The 18,513-nt window shown below is 67.0% G+C and carries 14 protein-coding genes; 3 read left to right on the forward strand and 11 right to left on the reverse strand.

Translation table 11 applies throughout. The annotated features are described in order from the left end of the window. Positions 1 to 30: 30 nt before the first annotated feature. Together ALI44B_RS08810 and ALI44B_RS08815 are read right to left on the reverse strand one after the other, a co-directional pair. Positions 31 to 1,332, reverse strand: a complete 1,302-nt coding sequence (locus ALI44B_RS08810; protein WP_238592169.1) for an ABC transporter substrate-binding protein — start codon at positions 1,330 to 1,332, stop codon at positions 31 to 33. A gap of 175 nt (positions 1,333 to 1,507) precedes the next feature. Beyond that, positions 1,508 to 2,377, reverse strand: coding sequence for a LacI family DNA-binding transcriptional regulator (locus ALI44B_RS08815; protein WP_077054355.1), 870 nt, complete (start codon positions 2,375 to 2,377; stop codon positions 1,508 to 1,510). A 138-nt stretch (positions 2,378 to 2,515) separates the two neighbouring features. Between ALI44B_RS08815 and ALI44B_RS08820 the strand changes: the two genes are divergently transcribed. After that, positions 2,516 to 3,745 (forward strand): ROK family transcriptional regulator, encoded by a 1,230-nt coding sequence (locus ALI44B_RS08820; protein ID WP_179100241.1) that lies wholly within the window; start codon positions 2,516 to 2,518, stop codon positions 3,743 to 3,745. 100 nt (positions 3,746 to 3,845) lie between these two features. Beyond that, on the forward strand, positions 3,846 to 4,862 hold the full coding sequence (locus ALI44B_RS08825) for a glycosyl hydrolase (RefSeq protein ID WP_077054356.1): 1,017 nt from the start codon (positions 3,846 to 3,848) through the stop codon (positions 4,860 to 4,862). A gap of 22 nt (positions 4,863 to 4,884) precedes the next feature. Here ALI44B_RS08825 and ALI44B_RS08830 read toward each other — a convergent pair whose 3' ends face one another. The 8 genes from ALI44B_RS08830 to ALI44B_RS08865 all read right to left on the reverse strand — a co-directional run bounded on the left by ALI44B_RS08830 (position 4,885) and on the right by ALI44B_RS08865 (position 16,417). Further along, positions 4,885 to 6,486: a carboxylesterase/lipase family protein gene (locus tag ALI44B_RS08830; RefSeq protein WP_077054357.1), complete on the reverse strand. Its 1,602-nt coding sequence runs from the start codon at positions 6,484 to 6,486 to the stop codon at positions 4,885 to 4,887. A 154-nt stretch (positions 6,487 to 6,640) separates the two neighbouring features. After that, the gene (locus ALI44B_RS08835) at positions 6,641 to 8,767 is read right to left on the reverse strand and encodes an RICIN domain-containing protein (protein WP_083709786.1); all 2,127 of its coding nucleotides are present in this window, start codon (positions 8,765 to 8,767) and stop codon (positions 6,641 to 6,643) included. Between the two features lie 71 nt (positions 8,768 to 8,838). Further along, positions 8,839 to 10,365: an arabinosylfuranosidase ArfA gene (gene arfA / locus ALI44B_RS08840; protein ID WP_077054358.1), complete on the reverse strand. Its 1,527-nt coding sequence runs from the start codon at positions 10,363 to 10,365 to the stop codon at positions 8,839 to 8,841. Beyond that, positions 10,358 to 11,737: a family 1 glycosylhydrolase gene (locus ALI44B_RS08845; RefSeq protein WP_077054359.1), complete on the reverse strand. Its 1,380-nt coding sequence runs from the start codon at positions 11,735 to 11,737 to the stop codon at positions 10,358 to 10,360. Before ALI44B_RS08845 ends, arfA begins: the two co-directional genes overlap by 8 nt. Before the next feature lie 5 nt (positions 11,738 to 11,742). Further along, the gene (locus tag ALI44B_RS08850; RefSeq protein ID WP_083709789.1) at positions 11,743 to 12,720 is read right to left on the reverse strand and encodes a carbohydrate ABC transporter permease; all 978 of its coding nucleotides are present in this window, start codon (positions 12,718 to 12,720) and stop codon (positions 11,743 to 11,745) included. After that, on the reverse strand, positions 12,720 to 13,673 hold the full coding sequence (locus ALI44B_RS08855; RefSeq protein ID WP_077054360.1) for a carbohydrate ABC transporter permease: 954 nt from the start codon (positions 13,671 to 13,673) through the stop codon (positions 12,720 to 12,722). The genes ALI44B_RS08850 and ALI44B_RS08855 overlap by 1 nt, the downstream gene beginning before the upstream one ends. 126 nt (positions 13,674 to 13,799) lie before the next feature. Next, on the reverse strand, positions 13,800 to 15,047 hold the full coding sequence (locus ALI44B_RS08860; protein WP_238592170.1) for an ABC transporter substrate-binding protein: 1,248 nt from the start codon (positions 15,045 to 15,047) through the stop codon (positions 13,800 to 13,802). Between the two features lie 344 nt (positions 15,048 to 15,391). Continuing rightward, positions 15,392 to 16,417 carry a LacI family DNA-binding transcriptional regulator gene (locus ALI44B_RS08865; protein WP_077054362.1) on the reverse strand — a complete coding sequence of 342 codons (1,026 nt, stop codon included), beginning with the start codon at positions 16,415 to 16,417 and terminating at the stop codon, positions 15,392 to 15,394. Positions 16,418 to 16,592: 175 nt separating this feature from the next. Between ALI44B_RS08865 and ALI44B_RS08870 the strand changes: the two genes are divergently transcribed. After that, positions 16,593 to 17,036, forward strand: coding sequence for a helix-turn-helix domain-containing protein (locus ALI44B_RS08870; RefSeq protein WP_077054363.1), 444 nt, complete (start codon positions 16,593 to 16,595; stop codon positions 17,034 to 17,036). A gap of 124 nt (positions 17,037 to 17,160) precedes the next feature. Here ALI44B_RS08870 and ALI44B_RS08875 read toward each other — a convergent pair whose 3' ends face one another. Next, on the reverse strand, positions 17,161 to 18,513 hold the full coding sequence (locus tag ALI44B_RS08875) for an MFS transporter (RefSeq protein ID WP_077054364.1): 1,353 nt from the start codon (positions 18,511 to 18,513) through the stop codon (positions 17,161 to 17,163).

Consider the following 18,513-nt stretch of genomic DNA (forward strand, 5'->3'; position numbering starts at 1 on the left):
GCGGGGCCACGGCGCTTCGTGTGGAGGGCGCTACTTCGCGTCGACGGTGGCGCGAGCAGCGGCCCACCGGTCGTTGAGGTCCGCGAAGACGCTCTCCTTGTCACCATCCGCGGCGCCACGCGCCACGTCGATCAGTTTCTGCCGATAGATGTTGCCGAACAGGTCGATCTCGGCCTCGTTCGCGATGTCGTTGATCACGGCTTCCTTGCCCACCGGGTCGGCGGCGAGCTCGATGTAGTTCACGCCGAGCTCCTGGAAGTCCTTCAGCGTGTCGGGGGCGGGGTCGCTCACGACGGGGCTGATGGCGCCCTGGCTGGCGGCGTATCCGGATTCGTTCGTGAACCAGTCGACCCAGGCCTTCGCCGTGGCCTTGTTCTTCGAGTATTTGCTGATCGCCAGGAACTTGTCCGAGGCGGTCACCGACGTGAAACCGGTGTCGGTCTTCCAGGGCATGGGCCAGAAGCCGATGACGTCGCGGGATTCGCCGGCCGCTTCGGCGGCGTCCTGCATCTGGCTCACGGCCCACGAGCCGAGGATCATCGAGCTGACTTCACCCGATGCGAGCAGGTTCTTCGACTCTTCCCAGTTGGTGGTTGTCGGGTCGGGTTCGCTCAGACCGGCCGCGACCGTGTCGAAGAGCAGACCGTCGATGTTGTACTGGTCGTTGCCCTCCGTCCAGGGCGCGTCGTCCTCGATCATCTGCGTGCGCACGGTGTCGCCCTGCACGGTGCCGAGGTTGCCCTCGATCGTTGCGAGCGGCCATCCGTCTTTGTAGTTCGTGTAATAGGGGATGGAACCCGTCGCCTTGATCTTCTCCAGCGCGTCGAGGTACTCCTCCTCCGTGGCGGGCGGCGTCGTGATGCCGGCTTTCGTCCAGACATCCTTGTTGAAGACGTAGCCCATGGCCGAACCGAACGTCGAGACGCCGTAGGCGGTGCCGTCGAACGAGCCCTCATTGGTGAACCGGTACTTCTCGGACAGCTCTTCGGTGCTGCCCATGGGCTCGAAGTAGTCGGCGTACTTGTCTTTGGTCACATTGGACGACGGGATGAGGAGGACGTCGCCGTAGTCGCGGGAGTTGAGCCGGATCTTCGCGTCGCCCTCATAATCGGTGAGCGCTTCGAACTTGACCTCGGTGCCCGGGTATTTCTTGGTGAACTCGGCGGCGTAGTTCTTGAACGTCGTATCGACGAGGTCGGTCCTGTTCGTCAGAACCGTGATGGTGCCGGCCGGCTCGCCGTCGTCGTTGGCGGCGCCACCGGCGCAGCCGCTGAGGAGGAGTGCGGCGATGGCGGCGGTTGCTGCCACGCCGAGGCTCGGTCTGATGGTCACGTGAACTCCTTCGTTCGGTGCGACGGGTGGGGTGGATGCGCCGCCGCTGTGATCGAGTATGGAGGGGAATCGGCGCTCTCGCAATACATACATTAGTAATTTATGTTACGAGCGGATAACGAAAGATTGGGTCGTCGGGGCCTTCAAGCCTGCCGACGAGTTGCAGCGACGACCGCTACGGCTGCGGCACCGGCCCGGTGGTCGCCCGCCGAACGAGCGTCGCGCGCGGCGCCTCCCGGTCGGCGGCTGGGGCACCACTCAGGAGCGCGAGCAGCGATTCCCCCGCCAGCTCGCCGATGCGCTGCACGTCGTGGCTGAGCGCCGAGAGGGCCGGCTCAGACAACTGACATTGCGCGGAATCATCCCAGGCCACGATCGAGACATCGCGCGGGGCGGCCAAGCCTGCCTGCTGCGTGGCGCGCAGGCCGCCAAGCGCCATCTGGTCGCTGTCGAAGACGACGGCGGTCGGCGGTTCCGCACCTGCCAGCAGGGCCGACATCGCCCGCGCGCCCGACTCGAGCGAGTAGTCCCCCTCGATGCTCTGCAGCGTCAACTCGCGCTCGCCTCCCGCGCGCTCGAACGCCTCCTTGCGGGATGCCGTGTGCGCGAGCTCGGACGGGCCCGTGACATGCGCCAGACGCCGGTGACCGAGCGCGACGAGGTGCTGCACGGCCTGGTCCATGGTCTCGGCGTCGTTCGTCCAGATCGCGGGAAGACCCCGCGCGACCGTCGGCGAACCGAGCACGACCGCGGGCACCCCGGCGCGCGCGACCGCCGACAACCGCTCGTCCCGCGCGACCAGGTCGACCAGGATGATGGCGCTCACCGTCTGCTCGCGCACCCACCGCTCGATCGTCTCCAGCTCTTGCTCACGGGTCGGCAGAACGCGGATCAGCACCGAGAGCCCCTGCGGGCGCACAATGCGATCGATGCCGGCGATGACCTCGTGGTAGAACGGTTCGGCGCCGTAGACCTCGGAGGCGCGAACGAGGGTGAGCCCAACCGGGCGGTGGTTGGCGGTAGTGTGGTCGAAATCGAGGCCCATCGGCTGGCGGCCTTTCTTGTCGGGTCTGCGCGTGCGTTTCACGCTCTACGGGTACACGTTATGCCCTCGACAGGCGAAGGCCCTGCCGCCGCATGCGCCGGAGCGCGTCCCCCGATGACCACCCGACGAGGAGGAAAGATGGCCCGCCGCGAATCCATCCTCACCGGACCGGGCAGCCAGGCCCTGATCGTCGATCTCATCCGCTCGTCCGGGCCCATCAGTCGCACCGAGCTGACGGCCGCCACGGGCCTCACGCAGCCATCGATCTCCAACATCGTCCGCCGCCTGATCGACGACGGAATCGTGCGCGAATCGGGTCGCACCCCCTCGCAGGGCGGCAAACCACGCACGCTGCTCGAGATCAATGCGCGGGCCCGCTACGGCATCGGCGTGCAGCTCGGTTTCGAATCCATCACCATCGTCGCCACGGATGTGCGCGGTGGGGTCGTCGGTCGCCAACTCGTCGACGGCGCAGGTGCCGGCCAACCCGACGAGACCGCGGAGCGCATCGTCGACCTCTATCGAGCCTTCCTCGCGGGTCTGGGTCTCGACGCGGCATCGGTCGCTGGCGTCGCCGTCGTGACGCCCGGGCCGATCGCCCTCGCCGAGGGCGCCATTCTCGCGGCGCCGAGCCTGCCGCTCTGGGACGGCTACCCCCTTCGAGATGTGCTCGCCGACGCACTCGGCGTTCCCGTGATCATCGGCAACGATGCCGCGGCCGCCACCATCGGCGAATTCTGGAGTCGCCAGGTGAGCCGGAACGAAGCCTTCGCGTGCGTCTACCTCGGAACGGGTATCGGGGCGGGCGTCGTGCTCGACGGTGCCCTGCTGCGCGGCGCGAGTTCGAATGCGGGCGAGCTCGGGCACGTCACCATCCAGATCGATGGCGAGCCCTGCTACTGCGGCAATCGCGGATGTCTCGAGCGGTATGCCGCGCCCGGCCCCACGATCGCGGCGGCCCGGGTCGCGCGAGAAGAACTCGGCGACGTGAATCTCACTTTCGATCCAGCCTCCCTGTCGCGGGACTTCGACCAACTGGCGCGCGCGGCGGTGGGCGGCCAGACGATTGCGGCCGAGTTGCTTCAGGGCTCGGCCGACCAGATCGCTGCGGCAACCGTCACGCTGGCGAATCTGTTCGATCTCGATCGGATCGTGCTCGCGGGGCCGGGCATGGCCGTGGCGGGGTCGATGTATGCGCGGGCAATTCGCGAGCGTTTGGAGCAAAGTTTCTTCGCGCGGAATGCGCATTCGATCGCGGTCGAGCTGTCGTCGAATCCGCGCGACGCTGCCGCTATCGGGGCGGCGGCCCTCGTGTTGCAGGGTTCGATCGCGCCGGGGCACGGCCCTTCACTCACCCCGGCGGCTTAAATCATTTAATTAATTAAGTCTTGATTTGCGGCGCGACATCCGCGATTCTGGCGTCGAGGGGCACCGTCGCCCCTCGATGAGACAGATTCGGGGAACAACAATGACGTTGAGAAAACGACTGCTCGCGGCCGCGGCCGCTACCGCCGTGCTTGCCGGGCTGAGTGCGGGAGCGGGTGCCACCGTGGCGCCGATCGCCGACGCATCCGCTTTCGGGGCCACGAATAAGGCGCAGGTTCTGACCTACCTGCGCAGCATCACCGGCACGAACATCGTGTCGGGGCAGCACAACAAGGAACCGGCATCCGCGCCCGGCCAGTACACGCAGCAGGTCAAGGACATCACGGGGCAATACCCGGGGCTGTGGGGAGGCGACCTCATGTTCCGAGCCGACGATGCGGCGAACCGCCAACGGGTGATCGACCAGGCGAAGACCGAATGGAGGAACGGTTCGCTCGTGGCACTCACGTGGCATGCCTGCTCGCCGACCGTCGGTGCCACGTGCGAGTTCGAGGGCGGGGTGAAGACGACGATTTCGAACGACCAGTTCACTCAGATCGTCACGGGCGGCACGGCCCTCAACCAAACCTGGCGCCAGCGGATGGCCGCCGTGGTGCCCTATTTGAAGCAGCTGAAGGATGCCGGCGTGCCGGTGTTGTTCCGGCCCTTCCACGAGATGAACGAGACCTGGAACTGGTGGGGCGGGCGCCCGGGCGCGAACGGTGGGTCGAAGATCTTCCAGCAGATGCGCGACTACTTCGACGCGCAGGGCCTCGACAACCTGATCTGGGTCTGGAACGTGCAAGACAACCCGGCTGGCGGTTGGGCGAACTACTACCCCGGCAGCACCTATGTCGACGTCGTATCGCTCGACGCCTGGTACAAGTCCTACCCGTCGGCGGGTGACTACCAACAGCTGCAGAGCATCGCGGGCACGAAACCTATCGCGATCGCCGAGATGGGCAAGGTTCCGGATGCCGCGTTCTTGACCTCCCAGACCCGGTGGAGTTACTTCATGATGTGGTCGGAGCAGCTGCGGGCCAACAACACGAATGCGCAGATTCAGAGCACGTACTTCAACGGTCGCGTCCTGAATCAGGGCGAGGTAGCCCTGGGCTGACGCGTCGCGCGCCGATCGAGCCTCAGCGCACGAACAGCCGGCGCTCCTCGGCGAGCGGGTCGCGGACCACGCGCACCCGGTCGCCGAAGAGCAGCGTGTCCCGCGCGGCGACGTACTCGGGCCAGACAAGGTCGGCGGGGCCCGTGTCCGCGGGGCGGTCGGTGGCGGGCACGTCGGCGGCGGGCACCGATATCGCCGCGGGATCGCCGGTCCGAGCGAAGCTCGACCATGCGGAACCCATCGACGACGCGAGTTCGACCGGAGCATGCTCTCCGAGTTCCGCCCGCGCCCACGCCGTGTCATCCACATGCCCGAAGACGAAGGGGAGTTCGAGCGAGTGTCCGGCGCCTCGCGCCCAGGTTTCGCCGACGCTGCGCGTCCACTCGAAGAGGTAGGAGCGGGTCGAACCCCGTCGCGACGCGACCGGCTCCGCTGGGCCTGGCGCACGGGCGGCTGCCACCACCCGCGCGTCGAGCATCCGCTGCATGGGTTGCCGATAGAGCACATCGGTGAGATACGCCTCGAGTGCCCCTGCGGCGCCGGCTTCGGTGACGCCACGCGACGCCCACGCCTCGACATATTCGTCGGGGGTGAACGTTTCGCGGCGCGCGGCGATCTCGTCACGCAGCGCGCGACGGGCCTCCTCGTCGGTCATCCCGCCGAGGTCGACGTAGGCCGACGCCTCGTTCAGGTTCGTGCCGAAGATGGCGTCGATACCGACCCCTCCCCCGGCCGCGATCGATCGAAGCGGTGTGTCGCGCACAACGCGGCCGTCGACGATCGGCCGAAAAGGCACGCTGGGCCCCCGGCTGAGCCTCGCATGCTTTTCGATGACCCCGGTCTGAGCGTCGGCGAGGGTCTGCGGCGGGATATCGATCAGCTGCTCGGGGTCGGTGCTGCCGCCAGGGAGGGCGCGCAGCAGCTCGTCGGTCACGCCGGCGGCCTCATCCCGCGTGTGCACGCGTTCGGCCGTTGCACTCTGCACGATCACGCGCTGGAACGGCGCTCCGGCGGCACTTTCGGCGAGGAGGGTGGCGACGGCGACACCGCCCGCCGACTGCCCCATGAGTGTCACCGCGGTCGGGTCTCCCCCAAACGCGACGATGTCGTGTCGTATCCATTCGAGGCCGGCCAGGATGTCGGTGAGCGCGAGGTTGTCGGCATCCGCGTAGTCCGCACCCAAAAGGTGCTCGAGGCGCAGATATCCGAATGCGCCTAGGCGGTAGTTGAGCGCGACGACGATGACGCCGTGTGCAGCGGCAAACCGGGCGCCATCGCAGAGAGGGTGCGCGTTCGAGCCGAAGACGTGCGCGCCGCCGTGCACCCAGACGAGCACGGGTCGCGGAGTCGAGGCGGGTTCGGCCGGGATCCAGATGTTGGCGTTGAGGCAGTCGCGTTCGTCTCGGGGCCGGCCGGCATCGGGGTCGTGCGGGTCGTTCCTCTGCCAGGCGCGGGCACCGAGGGCGCTTGCTCGGATTCCCTTCCAAGGCGTCGCGGGTTCGGCCGCGGCGAACCGTCGGGTGACGGCCGCGACGGGCACGCCCAGCACGGCGACCGCCGGGCCGTTGGGCGTCTCGACCGGCAGCCCTTCTACGGTGCCAGCGGTGACGCGGTACGTGACCATGCTTCCCCCCACGGATGAAACGGACACACGGCTCGGCATCCGGCCCGACCGCATCACTAATATATTGCTCCGTGCCGCCGACAAGCGAGGGGCCGGACGGACCTGCAACCCGTTCGACCCCTCGCACTTTTTCCGCGGTTCTTCCCCGCGGAACCTACTGGATGCCCTCTTTCACGAGGCGCCACTGCTGCGTAGCACTCCCGTTGGCGGTGCGCTGCTGCGCGGCCGCACCGTCGGCGGTGGAGGCGCCGGCGATTTCGAGCAACTTGTTGCTGTTGTTGTTCTTGATGGTCCACCAGCCCGATGCGGTTGCGAGCGTCCACACCTGGGTGGCGTTGCCGGTCGGGCCCCATTGCGCGGCCTGCACGGCGTCGCCGGTGGCGGCCCCCGGGATTTCGAGCAGCTTGCCGCTGTTGTTGTTGATCAGCTGCGTTCCACCCGTGACGGGCCGGGCGTTCCATACCTGGGTAGCGTTGCCGGTGTCACCCCACTGGCTGGCGAGCGCGCCGTCGGCCGTCGATGCTCCGGCGATCTCGAGCAGTTTGGAGCTGTTGCGGTTGCTGATGCGGAACTGAGGGTCGGTCGCGGTCGCCGGCCGGTAGACCTGGATCTGGTCGAGCTCGGCGAAACCGGTCCCCTTGGCGAACGCGATGGTGTTGACGCCCGCGTTCAGGGTGACGGTCTTCTGCGCCCACAGGTAGCGACCCCAGTCGAACGTCGCCGGGTAGGAGATGCTCGACGCGGTGCCGCCGTTGACGGACACGTTGTGGGTGCTCGTCGCCCCGGTTCCATTGTCGTAGCGCACGTTGACGGTGTAGGTGCTGGCGGCCGGCGCCCGCACGGTGAAGGTCACCTTGCTCCCGGCGTTGTTGATGTTGCCCACCTTCGACCCGTTGGCCGCGTCGGCGTGGGTCACCAGGGTGGCGTCGACGAGCGCCGCCTTCTCGGCTTCGTACTGTTGGGCGTCGAGCGGCATGGACCCCACGCGCACGTCGTTATATGTGGTGGCAAGGTTTTCGACGTTGGTGGCGTGGTAGAGCGTGCGCCCGTCGACACTCGTGTCGAAGCTCTGCGCGAACCCCGTGAAGGTGCCGCCCTGGACATCGGCGGCGTCGTAGGTGACGCCGAACGGCAGACGCTCCCAGGGGCCTTCGCCCAGGTTGTAGTTCACGTAGAAGTTCTGCCCGCCGTCGATGGCGTTGGATGAATTGAGCGCCCACTTCGAGGCGATCACGACCATGCCTTTCGGGCCACCGGTCGGAACCCAGCGCACGAACGGGGACGATCCGATGCCGCGGCCGTTGGCCAGTTTCACCTGGGTGCCGATGCTCGTCTCGGGCGACCAGGTGAGGCCGTCGGGCGAGTACTTGTAGTAGACGGGCGCGGTGTTCTGCGTCTGACTCGGTCGGTTGACGACCTCGAACGTGGCCATGTAGCGACCGTCGGGCAGGCGCGTGACCGTGATCATGCCGGGTCGGTCGCTCTGGTTGGTGGGCGCGGACACGTTGACGAGCGGACCCCAGGAGAGACCCCCGTCGGTGGAGCGCCGGTAGGAAACGGCCTGCAGCACGCCGTTGGCCTTCTGCCGTTCGTCGGAGAAGTACGCGACGAGCCCGCCGTTGGCGTCGACGGCGAGGGAGGGCTCCCACACGGTCGTCGTCGTGGACGTGGGGCTGGGGTCATAGACGGCGGGGCCACCCGAGTCGATGGTGCTCTGGTAGCTCCAGGTCACGCCGTGGTCGAGGCTCTTGTAGACGACGAGTCGGCTGCTCGAGCGGTCTTCGGGCATGATCATGCCGCTCAATAGCAGGGTGCCGGCGGGCAGGCTGCCCACTTGGGTGGGCACCTCGTAGAGGAACGGCTGGGCGGTGCGCGTGAGAGTGGGGAACTGCACGCTGGGGTTGATGTCGGCCACCTTGGTCCAGCTGGCACCGTCGTTGGTGCTGCGATAGATCGGGTAGACCTGTTTGCCGTTGACCAAAACGAGCTGGTCGAAGGTGGCGATCTGGGTGCCGTTGGCCGTGCCGCTGTTCTTCAGCACGAGGTTCTTGGCATAGGTGGTGCCGGCCGCGCGGCCGCCTTCGGGGTTGAAGGAGCTGCCCGCGGGGGGCGAGTAAACGAGGGCACCGTTGCCGGTGGTGACCGCCTGGGCGGGGGCTGCCCCGGCGAGCTGCCCGAGCAGGAGCAGCGCGATGGTGCCGAGACCGGCGATGGTGAACCGCCGTTTCGCTCGGCGCGGGGTGCGAACGACGTCGTCCACACCCGAAGAGACTGTGCTCATCTTTCCTCCGATATTTGTCACTGAACCGGTGCGGATGTCCCGCCCCGGCGTTCCCCCACCCCCGGCAGTATTCAGTCGGTCGGCGCGAGAAGGATTTCGGTCCATGAGACGGCGGGCAGCACGATCGTGATCGTGTCGCCGTCGCGCTGGACGCTGTCGTTCGCATTCAGTTGCACGCGCTCGGGCTGCTGCAGCGTGTTGGCGGCGTGGATGTCGTCATCGGCGAGCGTGCGGGCCGTCGCGTGCACATTGGCGCCGTTGCGGCGATACGGCGCGAGGTCGATCGTCACGGTTACCTCGTCGTCGGTCGACCGGTTCACCAAGTAGACGGATGCCGCGCCGGTCGTCTCGTCGTGCGTCGCAACCGCGTCGACCACGGGCACCGTTCCGTAATCCGTCGTGTCGTAGGTCGGGCTTTCGACGGCAACGTCGAGCGCCGTGCCCACGGCGTGCTGCGACGTGGCGGCGAACGGGAAGAACGTGGTCTGCTTCCACGCGGGCCCACCGGGCTCGGTCATGATGGGCGCGATGACGTTCACGAGCTGAGCGAGCGAGGCGCTCGTCACGCGGTCGGCGTGCTTCAGCAACGCGATGAGCAGGCTGCCGAACACGACGGCGTCAGCCACCGAATATTGGTCTTCGAGCAGGCGCGGCGCCGTGGGCCAGTTGTCGACGCCCTGGATCTTGTCGACGTTCTCGAACCGCGTGTTGTACCAAATGTTCCACTCGTCGAACGAGATGTTGATGGTCTTGTCGCTGCCGCGCACGGCTTTGACGTGGTCGGCAGTGGCGACGACCGAGTCGATGAAGTGGTCCATGTTCACGCCAGAGGCGAGGTAACTCGGCAGGTCGCCCTTGTCCTCGTAGTAGGCGTGGCACGAGATGTAGTCGACATCGTCGTAGGTGTGGGTGAGCACGACACGTTCCCACTCGCCGAAGGTTGGCATGGTGGCGCTGGACGAGCCGCACACCACGAGTTCGAGGTCGGGGTCGAACGAGCGCATGGCGCGCGCGGTTTGGGCGGCGAGCTTGCCGTAGTCGTCGGCCGAGCGGTGACCGAGCTGCCAGGGCCCGTCCATCTCGTTGCCGAGGCACCACATCTTCACGCCGAAGGCCGACGGCCGGCCGTTCTGCGCGCGTCGGTCGGCGAGGGCTGTTCCATCCGGCAGGTTGGCGTATTCGAGCAGGTCGAGCGCTTCGAGCGTGCCCCGCGTGCCGAGGTTCACGGCCAGCATCAGCTCGCTGCCCACCTTGTCGAGCCACGTCTGAAATTCGTGCAACCCGATCTCGTTGGTCTCGGTGGAGTGCCACGCGAGGTCGAGGCGGCGCGGGCGGTCGGCCACAGGCCCGACGCTGTCCTCCCAGCGGAATCCCGAGACGAAGTTGCCGCCGGGGTAACGGATGGCCGACACCCCGAGCTCCTTCACGAGCTCGATCACATCGGTGCGAAAACCGTCGGCGTCGGCGTTGGGGTGCCCGGGCTCGTAGATGCCGTCGTACACGGAACGTCCGAGGTGCTCGACGAACGAGCCGAAGAGTCGACGGTTGACGGCGCCGATGGTCTGGCGCGGGTTGACGGTGATGCGGGCGTTAAGCATGGTGTTCCTGAACGTGGGGGGCGCCGAAAGCGCGGGCGGATGGGGCGTTGTGCGTGTCTTCTGCGCGGCGGGCCGCCTCGGCGTGCTGCCGGTACCGGTCGGCGACGGGGTTCTTCTGCCGCAGCAAACCCGACGGGCTCTCCACGAGGTCGTAGAGCCCCATGGTGAGCAGGTGGTCGATGCGCGGGTTCTCGGTGTGGCGGTAGGTCCACTCGTACATGTCGAAGAGCGGCCACCACGTGTACCCGACGATCTGCTGCCCCTCGGCGCGCATCGCGTGCACGAGTTCGACGGATGCGTCGAGCCACTCGATGCGCTCGGCCACCGTGCCCGTGACGCACGTCTCGGTCACCATGACGGGTGCGCCGTAACGCGCCGCATACGTCTCGAGCACCTCGCGGAGCCCGTCGGTGCCGGCGTCGAACGAGGGACGCGGGTCGGCGAATCCCCCGCCGTGGTGCACCCCCGGCTCGAAGACCTCGGTGGAGTGCCGCGGGTAGTAGTTGACGCCCATGACGTCGGGGCGCACGGCGTTGTCGAGGAACCAGGTCAGCTCGGCATCCGTGCAACCCTTCTGCCGCAGGGTGTCGATCAGGGCGTGGTCGGGGCCGACACCACCCGTGACGAGGTCTTCGACGAGGAAGCTCTGATGCCGCAGGCGGGTGGCGAGCTCGGCGTGTTCGGTCGCCTCGGCGTCGCCCGTGTAACGCATGCCCGCGTCGACGTGCACGAACGTGGCGCGCTCGCCGATCGAGCGGGCGATGGCCTGCTGTGTGAGGACGAACCCCTTCGACAGGGCCAACGACATCTGCACGAACCCGTCGGCGCCCGTGAGGTAGGGAGGCCAGTAGCCGTATTCACCCGAGAAGAGCGCATGGATGACGGGCTCGTTGACGGGTGTGTAGTCGGTGACGAACGACCCGTATCGATCGGCGAAACGCTCGGCGTATTCGGCGACGTGTTGCGGGTAGTCGGGGTGGGCGAACTGCCGCTCGAGCCACGCGGGCGTGCCGTAGTGCAACAGGTCCACGAGCGGCCGGATGCCGTTCGCCTGCATGTTCTCGACCGCGCGGTCGACGAAGCTCCAGTCCCAGACACCGGGCTCGGGCGCCACCCGGTACCACGGCACACCCCAGCGCAGCATCTCGGCGCCCACCGAGGAGGCGAGCGCGAAGTCGGTGTCGTACTGCTCGTAGTGCTCGGTCAACTCGTATTCGTCGATGGCTCGTTCACCCTCGCGCGTCTGGGGCACGAAGGTGTCCTCGATGCCGAGGGCGAAGTGCAGCGCACCGTCGGCGAACCACGGGGTGGCGGCAGCACCGGGGGTGGCGACAGAAGCGGGAGCAGCGCTGGGCGCGGTCGGGTCAGACACGGGACTCATTTCAGACCGGTGGTGGCGACGCTCTCGATGAAGCGTCGTTGGACGAACAGGAACATGATGGCCAGCGGCAGCACGGCGATGAGCGAGCCGGCCATCATGACGCCGTAGGGGATGATGCCGCCGGGGCCCGTCAGCAGCGTGAGCCCCGACGTGATGGTGCCCATCTCGCTGTCGGTCGTGAACACGAGCGGCCACAGCAGGTCGTTCCAGTTGTTCACGAAGGTGAAGATGGCGAGCGTGAGCAGGGCGGGAACGGCGTTCGGCAGCACGACGCTGCGGAACACCCGCCACTCGGAGGCTCCGTCGATGCGGGCGGCGCTGTCGAGGTCGCGCGGCAGCGAGACGAAGAACTGGCGCAGGAAGAAGATGCCGAAGGCATCCGCGGCCCTCGGGATGATGAGCGCCGCGAACGTGTTGACCCAGCCCAGGTCGCTCACGAGCTGGTAAACGGGGATGAGCGTGGCCTGGAACGGGATCATGAGGCTGGCGATGATCGCGATGAGGAGCACGTTCTTGCCGCGGAAGTCGATGCGGGCGAGCGCATAGGCCACGAGGGAATCGAAGACCAGCGCGCAGATCGTGACGCCGCCGGCGAAGACGAAGCTGTTGGCGATGAGCCGCGCGAAGGGCAGCTCGGTGAAGATGCGCGTGAAGTTGTCGAACGTCCACTCGGTGGGCACGAGCGTGGGCGGGAACGCGTTGACCTCGCTCGTGGGTTTGAAGGCCGTGAACACGATGATGATGATCGGCAACAGCAGGAAGAATGTGGCCGCGAGGAACACCACGAGCGAGACGCCGCGGAGAACCAGGCTGCGCTGACGGGCTTTCTTGCGGGCGGGGGTCTCGACGCGGCCCGATGCCGCACCCGTCTGGCGGGTGGAGCGCGAGCCGCCGCGCACGGAGCGGGCGGGGCGCACGGGGCGGGGCGAGCGGCCGGATGAGGCGTCGGCCGTGGTTTCGAGGGTGTGTGACATCAGCTGGCGTCCTTTTCGCGGCGGCCGGCGAAGCCGAACTGTACGAGCGAGAGAATGAGCGTCGCGATCAGCAGCACATAGGAGAGCGCCGACGCGAAGCCGAGGTCGAGGTCCTTGAAGCCGGACTCGTAGATCTCCATGACGACCGTCTGGGTGCTGCGGTAGGGGCCACCGCCCGTGAGCACGTAGATCTGGTCGAAGGCCTGCAGCGCGGCGATGAGCGCCACGATGCCGACGAATGCGAGCGTGTTGGACAGCTGCGGCAGGGTGATGTTGGTGAAGCGACGCCAGGCGTTGGCGCCATCCATCTTGGCCGCTTCATAGAGGCTGCCCGGGATGTCTTGCAGGCCGGCCAGGAAGATCACCATGTAGAAGCCGAAGTTCTTCCACACCGCCACGAGCACCACGGTGGGCATGGCGAGGGCCGGGTCTTGCAGCACGTTGCCCAGGCTGATGCCGGCGCCGCGCAGCCAATAGTTGAGCAGGCCGATCTGCGGGTCGAGCAGGTATTGCCACGCGAAGGCGGCAACCGCCAGCGAGACGATGAACGGCAGGAACAGCGTGGTGCGGAAGAACCCCCGCCACGGCAGCAGCGGGTTGTTGAGCGCAACGGCGAGCAGCAGGGCCACGATGACCGCGAGCGGCGTGAACAGCACCGAGTAGAGCGCCGTGTTGCCGATCGACTGCAGGATGTCGGGATCGGTGAAGACCCGCGCGTAGTTGGCGAGCCCCACGAAGTTCTCGGCCCCGAACCCCGAGGCGTCGGTGAACGACAGCCGCAGCGCCGACACCATCGGCCACCCCACGAAGACCACGAGGATCGTGAGGCCGGGGATGAGGAACGCGGCGGCCGTGAGGCGGCGTTGCGTGCCGCCCGGCATGGGGCCTCGCCCGCCCAAGGGGGCAGGGGTGCGGAGCCGCTTGCGCGGGCGCTCCCTCGTGGTGCTGGTCATGTCTCAACCTTGTGTGCTGAAGCGGAACCGACGCCTCGTGGCGGCGGCACTGTGGAGAAACTCGTGCGAATTGAGTTGTGGAGAAAGAGTCCGGGGGCGACGCCGTGTGTCGCCGCCCCCGAAGCTTTAGTCCTTCAGGGCCTTCTCGATGGCGGTTGACGCCGATCCGAGGAGCTCCTTCGGGTCACCGCCCGCCATGGCCTTCTGGGTGGCCTCGTCCATCGCGCTCAGGACATCCGTGCTGTTGATCACACCGGGCAAGAGCGCCTTGGTGGTCGACGAGATGTCGGTGAGCGAGGCGACGACGGGGTTGGACGAGACGTCCGCGGCCGCGACATCCGTGCGCAGGGGCGGCCAGCCCGAGCCGAGCGACCATTCGGTGGCAACATCCTTCGAGAAGAAGTAGGAGAAGAAGTCCTGAGCGGCCTTCTGTTCCTCGGTCGAGGCCTGAGCCGTGACGGCCATCGACACGCCGATACCCGAGGATGCCTGGGCGACGGGCCCGGCCGGGATGGCTGCGATGCCGTAGTCGATCTTGTTCTCGGTCGAGACGCTGGCCATCCAGGGTCCGCCGATCGTCATGGCCGCTTTGCCCGACGAGAACAGCTTGTCGGTGGCGACGCCATCCAGGCCCGTTGGGCTGATCTTGTCGTCGTTCAGCGCCTTCGACCAGTACTCGAGCGTCTCGACGTTCTCGGGAGAGTCGATGACCGACTTCGAGTCGTCGACGATCTCGCCGCCGTTGCCCGCGAAGAGCGAGGGCCAGACGCCGTTGCCGACCGTTGCGTGGTCGGCGAGCGCCAGACCGTACTGCTCGGGCGTGCCGTCGCCGTCCTGGTCGACCGTGAGCTTCTTGGCCGCGTCGACCCATTCGTCCCAGGTCTCGGGGAATTCGGTGACGCCGGCCGCCTCGAAGAGCGCCTTGTTGTAGAAGACCGAGAGCGGCACGAAGCCCGTCGGCACGCCGTATTTGGCACCGTCGACCGTTTCCATGGCCGCGGCCTGTTCCGAGATCTCGGCCGCGTTCTTGTCGTCGGCGTAGAAGTCGTCGAGGTTCACGAGCGCCTTCTTCGAGGCGTAGACGGGCAGGCGCTCGGCGGGCATGGCCACGATCTGAGGGCCCTTGTTGGCCGAGAGCGCCGTGAGCAGGGTGTCGTCGATGACATCCCACGTCTTCACCTGCGTCTTGATCGTCACCTTGTCTTGGGACTTGTTGTAGTCGTCGACGATGCCGTCGAGGACTTTGCCGTCTGCCTCGGTGTAGCCGTGCCAGAAGGTGAGGTCGATGTGACCGTTGCTGTCGGTCGACGACGAAGACGTGGAGCAACCGGCCAGGGCCGCCGTGGCCGTGACCGCGACAGCGAGTGTCGCCAAGAGCTTCCTCATTGAATGCCTCTCTTAGCTCGCCGACATCCGTGTCGGGCGAGATCTCTGCAACGCTGCAATTACAACGTTGTAAAAGTGATGATAGGCACGAGCTCATGAGGCTGTCAATTCATTTGCGCCGATACCTCACGCCCAAAACGAGTGACACGACGGATGCCTGAGCGCATCGCTTCAGACGGGCACCCGCCAGTCCCGGCCCCGAGCCCTCTGCGTATCAGCGCGCACCGTCAAGAATGCGCCGAAATGGGCACCTCGCCGCCCTCACAGCCTCAAAGCCTCACAGCCTCACAGCCTCACGGCATCACGGCATCACGCCGTCACGCCGTCACGCGTCACGCCGTCTGGCGCACGGCCGCCGATTCACGCTCGACCACCGCGAACGGCGCGTTGATGCGCCGCGGCTGCCCGATCACACCGCCCCGGTCGGAGATGCGCTCGATCAGCGCCGACACCGCAGCCTCGGCGATCTGCCGCCGCCCCGGGTCGATGGTCGTCAAGCTCGGCAACGAGAACTGCCCCTCGGTCAGGTTGTCGAAACCCACCACCGCCACATCGGTCGGCACGCGCACGCCCTCCTGCTGCAACACGCGCATGGCACCCAGGGCCAACTCGTCGTTGAGCGCGAAAACCGCATCGAACTGGATGCCCCGCGCCAGCAACTCCTGCATCGATCCCGCGCCGTCCATGCGGTGCCAGCCCTCGCGATAGACCACAAGGCTCTCATCGAAGGGGATGCCGTGAGCCGCCAGTGCCTCGCGATAGCCCTGCAGTCGCAACGCCGCCGAACCGACGGTCTCGCGCGCGTGCGCGCCGATTGCCGCAATGTCGCGCCGACCCGACCGGATGAGGTATTCGGTCGCCGCGCGCGCCGCCTCGACGTTCTGAATCGTCACGTGATCGGTGGGGCCGCCGAAGATGCGCTCGCCGAGCAACACCAGCGGGTAGGGCACGTCGAGATGCGAGGCATCCTCGTTGGACATGCCCAGCGGGCTGAAGAGGAGGCCGTCGAGCATGGCGATGCGGGGGCTCTCGAGCACGTCGATCTCGCGGTGACGCTCGCCGCCGGTCTGCTCGATGAGGACCGTGAAGTCCTGGGCGCGCGCGGCCGTCAGCACGAGGTCGGCCAGGTCGGCAAAATAGCTGAAGCTCAGCTCGGGAACGGCGAGGCCGATGACGCCCGTGCGGCCCGTGCGCAGGTTGCGGGCGGCGATATTCGGTTGATAACCGAGCTCCGTCACGGCCGCAGACACCTTCTCGCGCGTCGCCGGCTTCACGAACTCGTAGCCGTTGACCACGTTCGAGACCGTCTTCACCGAGACCCCGGCGAGCGCCGCGACATCCCGCAATGTTGCCGCCATCACGCCCCTCTCCGTCGCACCGATGCTGACGCCATCCTAGCTAGGCACGGGCAAACGGTTGAGCCAGCCGCCCCCACTGCGCACCTTTCACTTATAAGTGCAAGTCAGGTAGGATCAGTGTCACCGCCACGCCAGTTTCGGCCGAAGCTTTCGGCACGTCTTTCGAGGAGCACCCATGCCCGCCACGATCCTCTCGAAGAGCACGATCTTTATAGATCCCGCCCTCACCCGCGAGGCCGACGATATCGCCGCGTCGTCGCCGACGACACCGACGTCGATCACATCGATCACCCTCAGCAACGGCGAAACTGTCACTCCGTCCCCCGAGTTCGGCTCACTTCTTTTCGACCTCATGACGCACCTCCGGCATGGAACCGCATCGGTGAAGACTTTGCCGGAGGAGTTGTCGACGATCTCCGCAGCCGAAATCGTCGGCGTTTCTCGCCCCACCCTCATGAAGTTCATCGCCGACGGCGAGCTACCCGCAACGAAGGTGGGCTCACATACCCGCCTGAGAACCGCGGATGTTCTCGCCCTGCGGGATCAGCGACGAACGAAGCGCGCTCGGGCAATTGCCGACCTCCGACGCCTCGACGACATCATCGACGCCCAGAACTGAGCACCCGTCGACGCGCCCGGTCCCTATCCTTGCGACGTGCCACACCGGGTATTCGTCGACCCCACGTTCTTGTCAGCCGCGCGGGTCGCGCGTCACGTGCACGACCCGCGCAGCGGGAGAAGGCCTAGGACGGCAGCGGGGCCTTCGCGGTCTCACGAGCGCGCAGCACCACGATGAGGCTGATGAGGGCGGCGGCCATCACGTAGAAGGCGGGGGCGAACTTGTTGCCCGTCGAGGCGATGAGGAAGGTGGCGAAGTAGGGCGTGATGCCGCCGAAGACGGCCACCGACATGTTGTAGGCGATCGACATGCTGCCGTAGCGGATGCGGGTGGGGAAGAGTTCGGCCATGGCGGCGCTGGCGGCACCGTCGAACGCGGCCATGAAGACACCCAGGATGACCATAGCCCCGGCGGCGGCCCAGAAGTTGCCGGCGTTCATGAGCATGAGCGTGGGGTAGGTGAGCACGAGGAAGCCCAGGCATCCGGCGATCATGACCGGTTTGCGGCCGATCTTGTCACTGAGCAGACCCATGAAAGGAACGAGCGTGGCGATGGCGAGCAGGCCCACGACGGTGGCGCCGTAGCTGAGGGTCTTGCTGTAGCCCAGGTCGGTTTGCAGGTAGGACGGCATGAAGGTCTGCAGAATCCAGTGACCAACAGCCTTGAGCACCACGAAGCCGACGCAGAACAGCAGCGCGCGCCACGACGTGCGGAACGAGTCGCGCAGCGGAGAGGCGGACACCTCGCCGGCGGCCTTCACGGCCTGGAATTCGGGGGTGTCCTCGAGCTTGTTCCGCAGGTAGAGGCCCACGAGGCCGAGCGGCAACGCCAGCAGGAAGAGCACGCGCCATCCCCAGTCGGTGAGGGCCTCTTCGCCGAGCGTCGTGGTGAACAGCAGCACCAGGCCGGCGCTCACGACGAAGGCCGCGAAGCCGAAGACGTCGATGAAGCTCGTGACGAAGCCGCGGCGGTTGGAGGGCGCGTATTCGGCGAGCAACGTGGTCGCGCCCGAGCTCTCGCCACCGGCCGCGAAGCCCTGCACGAGCCGCACGATCACGAGCAAGAACGGCGCCCATAGCCCCACCATGTCGAAGGTGGGCAGCAGACCCATCACCACCGTGGCGCCCGAGGTGACGAGGATGACGGTGGCGAGCGTGGTCTTGCGGCCGAGCCGGTCGCCGATCGAGCCCCAGAAGAGGCCACCGAGGGGCCGCATGACGAAGCCGGCGCCGAAGACGGCGAAGGCCGAGAGGAGGGCGGCCTGCGTGTTGCCCTGCTGGAAGAACTGCACGCTGATGACGGTGGCGAGGGTGCCGTAGAGGCCGAAGTCGAACCACTCGACGAAGTGCCCGGCGCCCGCGGCGCCGATGACCTTGCGCATGCGCCGGCGGCGTTCCGCATCGTCTAACGGGGTCAGGCTCGTGCGGGCGGCGGCCTCGTCGAGGCCGGCCTGCGGCTGGTTCACTGTCTCGCTCAT

The sequence above is a fragment of the Leifsonia sp. ALI-44-B genome (assembly GCF_001984125.1).
Classification (GTDB): Bacteria; Actinomycetota; Actinomycetes; order Actinomycetales; family Microbacteriaceae; genus Okibacterium.